This is a genomic window from Jeotgalibacillus proteolyticus (assembly GCF_050107735.1).
Classification (GTDB): Bacteria; Bacillota; Bacilli; order Bacillales; family Jeotgalibacillaceae; genus Jeotgalibacillus; species Jeotgalibacillus proteolyticus_A.
The window spans coordinates 461250-475204 of sequence record NZ_JBNILO010000001.1 but is presented as its reverse complement, the minus strand read 5'-3'; the positions used below and the strand labels follow the sequence as shown (position 1 = coordinate 475204).

12 protein-coding genes are annotated in these 13955 nt (G+C 45.1%); all 12 read right to left on the bottom strand.

Going from position 1 to position 13955, the window contains the following annotated elements:
- Positions 1–25 precede the first annotated feature (25 nt).
- Positions 26–337, bottom strand: a complete 312-nt coding sequence (locus ACQCT8_RS02445; RefSeq protein WP_426868117.1) for a c-type cytochrome — start codon at positions 335–337, stop codon at positions 26–28.
- Between the two features lie 53 nt (positions 338–390).
- Entirely contained in the window at positions 391–1260 is an 870-nt protein-coding gene (locus ACQCT8_RS02440; protein ID WP_426868115.1) for a YitT family protein, read from the bottom strand.
- A 1057-nt stretch (positions 1261–2317) separates the two neighbouring features.
- Positions 2318–3416, bottom strand: a protein-coding gene (prfB, locus tag ACQCT8_RS02435) for a peptide chain release factor 2 (protein WP_426868113.1) whose coding sequence is annotated in 2 segments (ribosomal slippage) — positions 2318–3343 and positions 3345–3416 — 1098 coding nt in all. Because the reading frame shifts where the segments join, the coding sequence is not laid out codon by codon here.
- A 103-nt stretch (positions 3417–3519) separates the two neighbouring features.
- Complete coding sequence (gene secA / locus ACQCT8_RS02430; protein WP_426868111.1) at positions 3520–6033, bottom strand: preprotein translocase subunit SecA; 2514 nt, start codon at positions 6031–6033, stop codon at positions 3520–3522.
- Between the two features lie 341 nt (positions 6034–6374).
- Positions 6375–7202: a DUF1028 domain-containing protein gene (locus tag ACQCT8_RS02425; RefSeq protein ID WP_426868109.1), complete on the bottom strand. Its 828-nt coding sequence runs from the start codon at positions 7200–7202 to the stop codon at positions 6375–6377.
- Positions 7203–7285: 83 nt separating this feature from the next.
- Entirely contained in the window at positions 7286–7819 is a 534-nt protein-coding gene (locus tag ACQCT8_RS02420) for a chromate transporter (RefSeq protein ID WP_426868107.1), read from the bottom strand.
- Positions 7816–8364: a chromate transporter gene (locus ACQCT8_RS02415; protein ID WP_426868311.1), complete on the bottom strand. Its 549-nt coding sequence runs from the start codon at positions 8362–8364 to the stop codon at positions 7816–7818. The genes ACQCT8_RS02420 and ACQCT8_RS02415 overlap by 4 nt, the downstream gene beginning before the upstream one ends.
- A gap of 62 nt (positions 8365–8426) precedes the next feature.
- Positions 8427–9971 carry a gamma-glutamyltransferase gene (gene ggt / locus ACQCT8_RS02410; RefSeq protein WP_426868309.1) on the bottom strand — a complete coding sequence of 515 codons (1545 nt, stop codon included), beginning with the start codon at positions 9969–9971 and terminating at the stop codon, positions 8427–8429.
- Between the two features lie 264 nt (positions 9972–10235).
- Positions 10236–11303, bottom strand: coding sequence for a YecA family protein (locus tag ACQCT8_RS02405; protein ID WP_426868105.1), 1068 nt, complete (start codon positions 11301–11303; stop codon positions 10236–10238).
- 105 nt (positions 11304–11408) lie between these two features.
- Complete coding sequence (gene hpf, locus ACQCT8_RS02400) at positions 11409–11993, bottom strand: ribosome hibernation-promoting factor, HPF/YfiA family (protein WP_426868103.1); 585 nt, start codon at positions 11991–11993, stop codon at positions 11409–11411.
- A 210-nt stretch (positions 11994–12203) separates the two neighbouring features.
- Positions 12204–13187 (bottom strand): aldo/keto reductase, encoded by a 984-nt coding sequence (locus ACQCT8_RS02395; RefSeq protein ID WP_426868101.1) that lies wholly within the window; start codon positions 13185–13187, stop codon positions 12204–12206.
- A gap of 129 nt (positions 13188–13316) precedes the next feature.
- Positions 13317–13946, bottom strand: coding sequence for a YesL family protein (locus ACQCT8_RS02390; RefSeq protein WP_426868099.1), 630 nt, complete (start codon positions 13944–13946; stop codon positions 13317–13319).
- Positions 13947–13955 lie beyond the last annotated feature (9 nt).

Genomic DNA, 13955 nt, shown 5'->3' with positions numbered 1-13955 from the left:
AAAAAAGATTGTTTTATTTACCAGCTTATTTTTTCTCAGAAAGCCATTTTGCGACTTCTTCCGCACGTTCCCCTTCAAGCATTCCACCAGGCATCATACCTTGTCCCTCAAGAATAACATCGAGAATTTCATCATAGGATTTGCTTGCTCCTACGCTTGAAATGTCCGGGGCGCTGGATCCTTCCAGGTTTCCTCCGTGGCAGCTGGAGCATTTGCCCATGTAAAGCTCTGCCGGGTCCATTTCTTCCGCCGAAGAACCGGAGCTATCAGAATCGCCGCCGCATGCTGCAAGAAAAACAGCAGATCCCATTACAAAACTTAAAACTAACTTTTTCATTCGTGCACCTCATTTTTAAATTGTAAATCTCTCTTCTATTATTAGTATAGCATTTACGCCCGCTTAAACCCTTCGCCAAGCACTTCTGCTGCGTCACTGACAATAACAAAAGCATTAGGATCAATTTTACGGATCACATTTTTCAACTTTGAGAATTCAGTTTGATCAATTACGCACATTAAAATCGGCCTTTCATGATCTGTATATCCGCCCTGTGCAGATAATTTAGTTACACCACGGTCCACTTCTTCAAAAATAGCCTGACTGATTTCTTCCTGTTTGTTTGTAATAATGTAAAGCATTTTTGAACGGCCGAAGCCAATTTGCACCAGATCGATTGTTTTACTCGTTACATATAAGCCGATTAAAGCATACAGGCCACGTTCGATATCAAAAACTACTGCCGCTGAAAGAACAATTAAACCATCAATCATTGCTACACAGGTTCCTAAACCAAATCCTGAATATTTATGAATGATTTGAGCCGCTAAATCAGTTCCTCCGGTAGAAGCTTTGCCCCTGAAAACCACTCCAAGACCCATTCCAACTCCGATTCCTCCGAACAAAGCACCAAGCAGCGGTTCTTCTGTCCAGGGCTCCCAGGACTCCGTTAAAAATACAGCAAATGGGAGGAAAAATGAACCTACAGCTGTTTTCAGGCCAAACTGAAAGCCAAGAAAGACGAGACCCGCTATAAATAGAGGAATATTAAATGCCAGTTGAACAAAAGAAGGCCTCCAGTCAAACACTCCATTCAAAATTGTACTGATTCCGCTCACACCGCCTGAAGCCACTTCATTAGGCAGTAAAAACACATTAAATGCAATCGCTACAAAAATAGAACCTGCGATTATATAGAGATAATCCAAAATGGTATCTATTTTAGTCGATCTTGGTTTATTTTTTCTATTTCTTTTTTTCATCGTTATGCAACCTTTCTCTTCAAACTTTGCTTTTCACCGTTTGAGAGTATAGCATGAACCAACACGTATGTGAATAACATTCGAATAGAGCGGCAGTGTGGTGAAGCACTAAAGCCTGTACCAATACCAAATAAATAACCCTTTATAAAGTGAGAATTCTCTCAATTTATAAAAGGTCATATAATAGAAGAAACTCGGTATTCACTTCCAAGGGAAAATATAAATTACTGTTGTCATGCTGGCTTTTCGTCCACTATAGGCAGCGTATTAGCATCACTTTTAACCGGTTCGCTGCGCTTCAGACTGACGCTTTTTGCAGGGACGATGCTGAACCTCCCAAGTTATTAAAATGCATCAGCTGTAAGCGCGATGCAAGCCAGGCAGTCTAGCCCACAAAACGCTTGTCATTCAAGGAGCGAATCTCGACACAGAGCGGAGTTGCCTTAGGCGGCAATGAGCATCTGGATCAGGATGAGCAACGAAGAATGCGAGCGTTTGCCAGCGGTCTGCGCCGATTATTAACAATGATAAAATTCACAAGTAGAAACCAGGAGGCAAACGACGCAGAATAGCCCAAAACGCTTGTCAGTCGAGGCGCGAATCTCGACACAGAGCGGAGTTGCCTTAGGCGGCAATGAGCATCTGGGGCGGGATGAGCAACGAAGAATGCGAGCATTTCTCAGCGGTCTGCCCCGATTATTAACAATGATAAAATTCATCAGTAGTAACCAGGATGCAAACGACGCAGACTAGCCCAAAACGCTTGTCATTCGATGCGCGAATCTCGACACAGAGCGGAGTTGCCTTAACCGGCAATGAGCATCTGGGATCAGGATGAGCAACGAAGAATGCGAGCGGTTCTCAGCGGTCTGCCCCGCCTATTAAAGAAAATCACATGCATTAGTAACGACCAGGATGCAAACGACGCAGAATAGCCCAAAACGCTTGTCAGTCGAGGCGCGAATCCTGAGACAGAGCGGAGTTGCCTTTACCGGCAATGAGCATCTGGATCAGGATGAGCAACGAAGAATGCGAGCGTTTCTCAGCGGTCTGCCCCTTATAGTCTGGAACGCAAATAAGCATTAATAAACACATCCAACTCCCCATCCATCACACCTTGAACATTGCCCGACTCGGCACTTGTCCGGTGATCCTTTACCATGGAATAAGGATGGAAAACATACGAACGGATCTGGCTTCCCCAGCCGATTTCTTTTTGCTCACCGCGGATATCTGCAAGCTTTTGTTCCTGTTCTTCGATTCGCAGCTGGTACAATTTTGATTTCAGCATTTTCATGGCGTGCTCACGGTTTTTGATTTGAGAGCGTTCGTTTTGACACGAGACGACCGTATTGGTCGGAAGGTGAGTAATACGGACAGCGGAATCAGTCGTATTAATATGTTGACCGCCTGCACCGCTTGCACGGTACGTATCAATTTTCAAATCTTCGGTGCGAATTTCAATTTCAATTTCATCGTTAAATTCCGGCATGATGTCGCAGGAAACAAAGGAAGTATGGCGGCGTCCAGATGAATCGAACGGCGAAATTCGCACAAGACGGTGAACGCCTTTTTCAGCTTTTAGATACCCATATGCATTATGGCCTTTGAAAAGCAGTGTGACGCTTTTTATCCCCGCTTCGTCTCCAGGGAGATAATCCATTGTTTCCACTTTAAAGCCCTGCTTTTCTCCCCAGCGTGTATACATGCGTAGCAGCATAGAGCCCCAGTCCTGAGATTCAGTGCCGCCTGCTCCAGGATGCAGTTCTAAAATAGCGTTGTTTTTATCATATGGCTCACTCAATAAAAGCTGAAGTTCAAATTCATCCAGTGACTTCATGTATGCCTTCATTTCAGCTACCATGTCTTTTTCAAGTTCAGCGTCCGGCTCTTCTTTCAGCAGTTCATGGGTCAGCTCAAGGTTTTCCTGTGTGTCAAGAAGGTCTCTGTAGCCATGGACTGTCTCTTTTAAGGCGTTCAATTCATTAATAACGGATTGCGCTTTTTGCTGATCATCCCAAAAAGTCGGTTCCACCATTCTCTCATCAATCTCTGCAATTTGAGCTTCTTTGTTATCTAAGTCAAAGAGACCCCCTGAAGTCCGCTAATACCTTAGCTGTTCTCTCTAACTCTGCTTTTACTTCAAACATTTCCATAATTAAGGTCCACCTTATGTTTTATTTTTGTATTAAAGAATCCTATACCATTTGTCAAAAGAAAGCTGACCCGTCGAAAGCGGCGGGTCAGTCATAAAAAGTCTTATTGCGTAACGCCATGACAGTTTTTAAATTTCTTGCCGCTGCCGCATGGACATAGCTCATTGCGGCCTACCGGATTTGTTTTTCGGACCGGCTGGGCTTTCTTTTTTGCATCACTGTCTTCTTTTGGATTAACCGCCTGTCCTTTTGCTACTTCCTGACGCTCAAGGTTGTTGCGGATTTCGGCTTTCATAATGTGTTTGGATACCTCTTCATTTATTGAAGCCTGCATCGTTTCGAACATAGCAAAGCCTTCATTTTGATATTCACGAAGAGGGTCAATCTGACCGTATGCCCGTAGATGAATCCCTTGACGCAGCTGGTCCATCGCATCGATATGGTCAATCCATTTCGTATCAATTGAGCGCAGAAGGATGACTTTTTCAAATTCGCGCATCCGGTCGCCAAGTTCTATTTCTCTTGCATTATAGCGCTCGGTCACTTTATCAAGAAGCAGTGATTTCAGCTCGTCATTTGATTTGCCGGTCATATCGCTTTCAACAAGCTCCCCTTCAGGTAAAAGGTTGGCAAAAATAAAGTTTTCGAGACCTTTAAGATCCCATTCGCTCTGTTCTTCAGCAGCAGGAGCGTATTGATCAACCGCATTATACACAGTGCTTTCAAGCATCTTCTCTATAATCGTACGCAGATTTTCGGAATCTAATACCTCATAGCGATCTTTGTAAATGACTTCACGCTGCTGGCGAAGTACATCATCGTATTGAAGGAGCTGTTTACGTGCATCAAAGTTATTTCCTTCTACACGTTTCTGAGCCGATTCAACCGCCCGCGTCACCATTTTACTTTGAATTGGCTGCGTATCATCCATTCCAAGACGAGCCATCATGCTCTTCATATTATCAGAGCCAAAGCGGCGCATCAGTTCATCTTCCATGGAAAGATAAAATTGCGTCACACCAGGATCTCCCTGACGTCCTGCACGGCCTCGAAGCTGATTATCAATCCGTCGTGATTCATGACGCTCTGTACCAATTACAGCAAGTCCGCCTACTTCTGTTACACCCTCGCCAAGCTTGATATCTGTACCACGTCCGGCCATATTTGTTGCAATGGTCACGGCGCCGCGTTTACCGGCATCTGCGATGATTTGTGCTTCACCACCGTGATTTTTTGCGTTCAGAACATTATGCGGGATGCCTTTTAATTTCAGCTGAGCAGAAATTATTTCAGACGTTTCGATCGCCACCGTTCCGACTAAGACCGGCTGTCCCTTCTGATGACGCTCAGCGATATCTTCCACTGCCGCCATGTATTTGCCTTTAGTTGAAGCAAATATTAAATCAGCACGATCGTCCCGGATAATTTCCCGGTTCGTTGGAATCGAAATAACACGCATATTGTAAATGTTGCGGAATTCCTCTTCCTCTGTTTTTGCTGTACCCGTCATACCCGACAGCTTTTTGTACATACGGAAAAAGTTCTGGAAGGTAATAGAGGCCATCGTCATTGATTCGTTTTGAATTTCGAGACCTTCCTTTGCTTCAATAGCCTGATGAAGCCCGTCGCTGTAACGGCGGCCCTTCATTAAACGGCCGGTAAACTGGTCTACAATGACGACGTCGCCTTCCTGCACCACGTAGTCAAAATCAGCTTTCATGCTGACGTGCGCTTTTAAGGACTGCGTAATATGGTGGTTCAATGTTACATGGGTAATATCAAAAAGGTTATCGATTCGGAAGGCACTTTCAGCCTTGTTAATCCCGTCTTCTGTCAGCTGAACACCTTTTGTTTTTTCATCGTACGTGTAATCCTCATCCAGTCGAAGATTGCGGACAAAAGCGTTGGTCTGAATATACAACTGAGTAGACTTCTGCGCCTGTCCTGAAATAATAAGCGGTGTACGCGCTTCATCAATTAAGATGGAATCGACTTCATCAATGACGGCGAAATTAAGCGGGCGCTGAACCATCTGCTCTTTGTAAAGCACCATATTGTCACGAAGATAGTCGAAGCCGAGCTCATTGTTGGTGCTGTACGTAATATCTGCAAGATACGCTTCCCGCTTTTCATCCTTCGTCAAGCTATTTAGGTTTAAGCCTACTGACAGGCCTAAGAAATTGTACAGCTGGCCCATTTCCTCAGCATCACGAGCAGCAAGGTATTCATTAACAGTCACAACATGAACGCCTTTGCCAGAGATTGCATTTAAATAAACAGGCATTGTAGAAGTCAGTGTTTTACCTTCCCCTGTTTTCATCTCAGCTATATTACCTTCATGAAGAGCCACACCACCAAGGATCTGGACGCGGTAAGGATGAAGCCCCAATACACGCCTGGCCGACTCACGTATGACAGCAAATGCTTCGGTCATCAGATCTTCAAGTGATTCTCCCTTTTCATGACGGGATTTAAATTCCTCAGTTTTATTTCGTAAATCGGCATCAGAAAGCTGCTCCATTTGAGATTGAAGTGCTTCCACCTGATCCGCTACTTTTTCAAACTTCTTCACGTCACGCTTTGTTCCATCAAACACCTTGTTTAAAATTCCAAGCATGGTACCGCTCCTTTATATAGGCAGTTTCTGACCGTTTCTCTTCCCGTTCAAAGAGAAAGACGGCCGAATTTACATCATATACTCATTCATTTATAAAATGGGTTGGAATTATGAGAAAAAATCGTAAATATACCTATCTATCTTACCATTTTGACGGGAGCAGTACAAGATGGGGGATGAGACAGGGAGTGATGGTCGAGCCAAAAAAAACGAGCTTGAGACAAAAGTGTCTCAAGCTCGACCGGTTCGCTCCGCTTCACGCGGACGCTCTCCTCTTACTATCCATAAAAATTTCTTCATTCTTTACATTCTTTTGAGATTTGTCCAAGCCTCATTTGAGATCAGGACTGTTCCATATAATGCAGGACATCCAGGTCGATATAGCCTGATTCCTGTTTACGCATTTCAAAGTTTTCGTTGTTCAGGTAATTTTTTAGTGCTTGTGACAGGGTAAGGTCTTCTTTTTTGTAGCCAAGCCGGACAAGCTGGTATTCTAGCTTCGTTTCAATATCGCCTTCAATTGGTACGATATTGTCTTTATTAGAAGGAGCAAAATAGAGCTGGTGGAGCTTGAAAATGCGGTAAAGTTCGTCTACCGGTGTGACATGGTCGTCGACACGAATGTCGATGAAACGATCATTGTAGCCTCCATATCCGCCTTTTTCCTTTACGACTAAAAGAGCTGCTGACTGCTGCCCCCGAGAATCTCCACCTGCAGCTTGTCCTGCTGCAAGGGCTTCTAAAAGACGTTCTGCCAAAGACCCTTCAGAGGATTCAAAAGACCTGGCCATTGCTTCAACTGTGCCTGGAACTAAAATATTTCCTTGAGCAGCAAAGTTTTTGCCTGAAATTCCCCCTGACCAGTCATAGCAATTTCGTCCGGTAAATGTGGCAGCATTGCCGCTGGCGTCCACAATCCCCACCTGACGATAATCCTTGTCATCATCTTCTTCAGTCATCAGCTTTAATGTTTCTTCTGCACTTTTACCGTTCATCATATACGCAATGCCTTCAGGCCCGTATGTAGTATTCGCATATGCCTGCGTCGCCACTGCACCTACTCCTGCAACCGCATAAGGCACAACGGCCCCAACCCCCAGGAACTTGGACTGTGTCGCCACGCCCCATTCTCTCTCCACTGGATCAAAACCCACGATCGAATACGTCATCTCCATCACTCCTTTTTTATGCACTTTAGTGCATAAAAGGGGCCAGGCCCCTTTTATGCGCTAAAGCACTGCTCCACACATCATCAACCGCCTAAAAAGACAGCGCCGTAAAGAAGCGCGCCTGCAATCACCAAGGCGGGATGCACTTTCATTTTTTCCATTAAAATAAAACTGATAATCGCCAGCACGGCTGTTTGAATTCCGCCGGATGCCTTTATAGAATCAGCAAAAAATCCCCATGTCATGACTCCAAGGAGCACAGCAATGGTTGGGCGGACGAGGCTGGACATCATTTTTACACGAGGTGAGTCCTTGTATTTCAGCAAAAGACTCAGCAGTGCCACCATTAAAATGAGGGAAGGGGCAACCGTCGCAAAAAGCGCCACTCCGGCTCCAAGCCATCCGCCTTCAGCATAGCCGATATATCCAGCCATTTTGGTCGCAATCGGCCCTGGTAATGAATTACCCAATGCAAGCACTTCGCTAAACTCCTGGGTGGTCATCCATTCATATCGGTTCACGACTTCATTTTCTACTAACGGAATAGAAGCCGGTCCTCCACCATACCCTAAAATCCCGGGGATAAAAAAAGCCAAAAAGATTTCCCAGTAAATCATGAGCTCTCACCCCGCCTTTTGCGGCGTGCTTTCCCTTTGTGCCCAAACAGCAGTGCATAAGCTAAAATGGAGGCGATTAAAATGGCAGGATGAACCCCCAACGACTCCAGCAGCAAAAGACTGGCAGCGAGTAAAACGCCGGTGATGAGCCATCCAAGTGCAGAGGAGGACTTTTTTATAAAATCCCAGGTCAGAACGCCGAGCATGACCCCTACCACAGGAATAACAGCTTGCGACATGCCGTTCACCCACCCTACATCTCTATAGGCATTTAGGGTTGTCAACAGGAGGATCATCGCGGCAACCGTCGGGATAATGGTCGCTGCAATCGCGTTTAAAAGTCCAGCTATTCCTCCGACTCTGTAGCCGATATAGCCGGCCATTTTAGTGGCAATCGGTCCGGGCATTGCATTTCCAAGCGCCAGCACATCAGAAAACTCTTCATCATTCATCCACTTATAGGTCTTGACCACCTCTTTATGGACAAGTGTAATCGAAGCAGGACCTCCGCCAAATCCAAAGATCCCGGCTCTGAAAAAAGCCATAAATAAATCGGCTTGATTATTATTTTTCTTCAAGTAAGTCAACTCCGTATTCCATTACAAGTTTACCAGGCAGCGATATGCCCGTCTGTCCGTGATTCGGTTCCACCACGCAGGACGCCCGTTTCAGGATCACGCCAAATAATCTGACCGCGTCCAAAGGGTCCGCCGTCATTCATAATTTGAATGGTGTGTCCTTTTCGCTGAAGCGCCTGAACAAGGTGTGCCGGGAAGGACTGCTCAACCTGTATGGTTTTTCCGCTTGTCCACTGCCAGCGCGGGGCATCAAGTGCCGCTTGCGGATTTAAATGAAAATCCACCGTATTTGCGATCACCTGAAAATGTCCCTGCGGCTGCATATAGCCGCCCATGACGCCAAATGGTCCAACTGCCTGCCCGTCTTTTGTTAAAAAACCGGGAATGATCGTATGATAGGTCCGTTTTCCCGGCCTAAGAGCGTTCGGATGCTCAGGGTCTAAGCTAAAATCATGCCCGCGATTTTGCAGCGCAATGCCCGTTCCCGGAACGACTGCACCGGACCCAAAGCCCATATAATTACTTTGAATATATGAAATCATGTTTCCTTCGTCATCCGCTGCAGCTAAATACACAGTCCCGCCTTTTGGCAATTCCATGGGTTCCGGCATCATGGCTTTTTCACCAATGGCCTCCCGGCGTTTTTCTGCATATTCGCTCGACAGCAGCTCTTCAATTGAAACGGGCATATCCCCAGGCTCTGAAATAAACGCCTTGCCATCTGTAAATGCGAGTTTCATGGCTTCCATCTGCTTATGATAGGTTTCCACATTTTGAAACTCTGTAAATTCAAAGCCCTGTGCAATATTTAACGCCATTAAGGCAATCATCCCCTGGCCATTCGGAGGAATCTCCCACACATCGTATCCACGGTAGTTTACGGACACAGGATCCACCCACTCAGGCTTGAAGGCTGCTAAATCCTCCTTCGTCAGGAAGCCGCCGTGTTCTTTCATAAATTCATCTATTTTTTGAGCAAGTTCTCCATTATAAAAACTTTCAGCCTTTGTTTTGGCTATAGAAGACAGTGTAGCAGCATGTGCTTTAGAGGACCAGACCTCGCCAATTTGCGGCGCTCTGCCCTCCGGCGCAAATGTATCAAACCACCCTTGATGGACTTCATCTGTAAATAATTCCTTAAATTTTTGAGCCGCTGCATTCCAGTATTTCCCGAGAACCGGCGACAGGGGGTAGCCCTCTTCTGCTAAACGGATGGAAGGAGCCAGCACCTCTTCAAACGGCAGGCGTCCAAATTTTTCGGATAACTCAGCCCATGCAGCCGGAGCACCTGGAACAGTCACAGGCTCAACGCCAAATACCGGCATTTTTTCATGCCCGCGTTTCTTCATTTCATCTATCGTCAGCTTTTGAGGAGCAGGTCCACTGGCGTTTAGTCCATGAAGCTTGTCCTTTGTCCAGACAAGAGCAAAAGCGTCCCCGCCAATGCCGTTTGATGTCGGCTCCACAACTGTTAGAGCTGCAGCGGTCGCGATTGCCGCATCAATGGCATTGCCGCCTTTTTGTAAAATTTCCAGTCCTGCTTGTGCTGCGAGCGGCTGTGAAGTTGCCACCATTCCCCTCTTAGCAAATACAGTCTGCCTCTGAGAAGCAAACGGATGATATAAGTAATCTGTTGTCAATGCTTTTCACTCCTGTTCCTTTTACCCTTTTTTGTACCACTTATGTACTATTTCGTCTTGCGAAAAACCTCATCTTTTAGTATAAGGGAAATGTTGTGAAAATTCTATCTTCATAAAATTTCAGTCAAAATTCCAAAAAAGAACGCCCTGATGAAATGACACATTTCATCAGGGCGTTCGAATTTGCCGTCTCCCGCGTTAAACCGATTGCTCCTGAAGCTTTTCAAGCTCAGTCATAAACCAGTCTTCAATTTTTCTCACAGTGGATGAAACGCTTGAAGCCGAAACAGTAAAAGCTTCGCCTGCTTCTTTTTGTGTAAGAGGCGTTTCGGTGGCATGCTGGGCCATTAGATAAGAGATGGCCGCTAAATAGGTTTCAGGTTTTCGGACTTTATCTCCCTTTTCGGAGAAAAAGCTTGCTGCAATATGGCAGGCAAATAAAGACAGATCCTCGTTTGCACGGTCATCCCAGTATTGCTTCAATGACTGAAGCGCTTCCTGCTGGTTGGACTTTTCCACCTCAGACGTCATTTGAGTCATCCAGTCCTGTTCAAGTGCAGCTTCTTCATTCTGCGTCCTCTCTACCATAGCATTAATCAACTCAACGAGCATTGGAGTTTTAAGCCACAGGGAACGGTCATCGCCTTCAATATCAAGCATAGATATATGTTCAATCACGCGGCTGCGTTCCTCTTTTGAATAGATGGACGGGAACATAAAGCCATACGGCACCCATTTATCCTCGAGCGGGAGCAGGACGGCAAATACATAGTCAATCTCTGCCCATGAGTGAAATTCAGGCAGAATCACCGTATACTGATCATCGTTGATCACATCCTTCATGACCATTTCCCGGCTGTCTTCATCCATCTCGATTACTTCAGCCAGCACCGGTATTGGGTCGTGCCATTCCGGCATGATTTCCTTCATTCGCGGCCGATCCTGTACTTCCAGCTGTTCGTCGACAAAATGCGACCAATGCGTCTGGTCATTATACGGACGCAATCCAAACATAAATGTGGAGTACACCGTTAAAAATTGCTTTTCCTCAAAGGAAGGGGTGACATGGTCCAGAATATAGGTTAAATCCTCTTTATAGTCCCCCTGCATAGGAGCCATCTTTTCATTTAAAAATTTCAGCTGCAGATCCATTCCTTCTGTGACGAGAAGGGTTTGAATCGATACGACCTTCTTGCTTGCGCAGCATTTTTTGTATTTCTTCCCGCTGCCGCAAGGACAAGGTTCATTTCTTCCAACTTCCTGCATAGTGGCACTTCCTTTTTTCTTGATTAAGCACTATTGTACCACGGAGATGCGATGAAACAAAAAAACGCCCCTCCCATTTAGGAGAGGCGCTTTTTTTGTTGCTTCTTAAGCTTCTGTTTCAATCAAACCGTATTTACCGTCCTTACGCTTGTACACAATGTTTGTTCCGTTAGAATCAGCATCTGTGTACACGTAAAAGCTGTGGCCGAGCATATTCATTTGAAGAACAGCTTCTTCACTGTCCATTGGTTTCAAATTAAAGGTTTTTGTGCGGACAATATCCATGTCCTGTTCGTCATCATTGTCCTCATATTGAGCATCTAAATTTTCAATTCCGTTTTCAGGATCAACGCTGACAGCGAAGAATTCCGGCTCATTGCCCTTTTCACGGAATTTGCGGTTAACTTTTGTTTTGTGCTTGCGGATTTGACGTTCCAGCTTATCAAGAATCAAGTCAATCGCTGCATACATTTCCTCGTGGCGCTCTTCAGCCCGCAGCGTTAAACGCGGCATTGGAATCGTCACTTCAACCTTCGTTTGTTTATCATTGTAAACTTTTAAATTAACGTGGACATTTGCATCCGGCGTATCATTAAAATAACGTTCTAGCTTATCAATTTTCTTTTCCACATATTCGCGGATTGCTGGAGTTACCTCGATATTTTCGCCTCGGATATTATAGTTCAACATGTAAACTCCTCCTTTAATCAAAGCTATACTATCTATTTCTCCTCTACCCCTGTTTTATCCTGCTTAAGCGTAAAACTTTTAATAATTTTTTGTAAAAACTATTGGGGTTCTTAGCGGATTATGTCAGAATAAAGGGTTAATTGGAAAAAAAGGCGAGCAAAAACCCGATCACAAGGCAGTGATCGGGCTTTAAAATGGAAGCGGGATCTTTTAATAAGCTCCCCGAATATGTTCTTTTACATGCTCATGATAAAAATCGTTCAGCGTTCTCAGCTCATCCTGAGAAAAGGAAGGGGTTTCAATAGCCTGCAGATTTTCTTCTACCTGCTGCTGGTTTTTAAAGCCTGGGATGACACAGGTTACTTCCGGTTGATCCAAAATCCACCGTAGGGCCGCTCTTGCCATATTCCCTCTTCCTTCAGCGATCCATTCAAGCTGCTCGGCAAGCTGAACACCTTTTTTAAAGCCAAGACCTGCGAACGTTTCTCCTACATTAAAGGACTCGCCGTTCTCATTAAAGCTGCGGTGATCATCTTCTTCAAACTGATGATCAAGTGAAAATTTATTGGTCAGCAAGCCGCTTGCCAAAGGAAGTCTTACGATAATTCCGACTCCCCGCTGCTTCGCCTGGTCGAAAAGTTCTTCCAATGGCTTCTGGCGGAATACATTAAAAATGACCTGCAGCGATTTCACATTGGAATGCTCCAGGCAAAGAAGCCCTTCTTCTACTGTTTCAACACTGACACCGTAGTGCTTAATTTTCCCTTCTTTTTGAAGGTCATCCAATACGGCAAAAACACTGCCTTCTTTTATAATTTCGATCGGGGGACAGTGAATTTGATATAAATCAATAAACTCCCGCTCCAACCTTTTTAAGCTGGCTTCGCAATATTCGCGGACCCGCTCTTTTGAATAGGTTTCAGGGTCATGAATATCCCCCTGGCGGCAAAATTTTGTCGCAATATACACTCTGTCTCTCAAACCTCTGGTGGCTTCAGCGAGTAGTTCTTCACTGTGGCCGTCGCCATAAACATCAGCCGTGTCAAAAAAATTGACGCCTCTGTCTATGGCATAGCGAAGCGCTTTAAGCGATTCTGCATCGTTATTGGTTCCCCATGAACCGCCGATCGCCCAAGTGCCAAAGCTTACTTCGCTCACGCGGATGTCTGTATTTCCCAGCTGACGATAATTCATCTGCTCACTCCTTTGAAGGTATCTGCTTAGACGTAATGTAATTGATGGATTCTTTTTCTAGCCGACAATGCCGTGACTGTCCTTCTGTTTATTTCGAGTTTTAAAGAGGGAATTCCTTCTTATATTCCATCAAATTTCAATTTTTGCCCTTTTATTTACTACCTGGCTGAAACAGTGAAGTCCTCCGCCGAGCATACAGGAGGCGACCGCCACAAAACCAAAAAACGGCAGAAGGGATGGAATGATGGTGAAGACTATGATAAAGGACAAAACCCCAGCCCCCATTAAAATGGAATGCAGTGGATAAGACAAGAAGAGGATAAATGCGTGAAAGAGCACTCGCATTACACTAAGATCATAATGGACATACACAGGAAACAGGAATAAAGCTGTTCCCGAAGCGATTAAAGCAAAAAGAAAAAACAGGACAGACACTGCCATCTGCCATTCACCATCAAGCGACACTAAAAAGCGGAAATCAAGATACAGCAATAAAAGTGCCGCCATCACGGATGCTCCGAGCTTATTTGCCTTCATCCATTCATTTTTGTAGGTATGCCAGAAGGTTTGAAAAACGGGAAAACCTGTTTTCCCTAGAAACCACTGCCGCATTATAGTAAAGGCCGCAATGGACGCCGGGAAAATTCCTGCCGCAACAAAGCCCAAAAGAGAGAAAACGAGCCACAGGATGTTCAGATAAGCGAGCCGCATAACCCATTCACAAAGTTTGTACAACCCATCCATCTTTTCTGCTGTCATTTCTCTCTT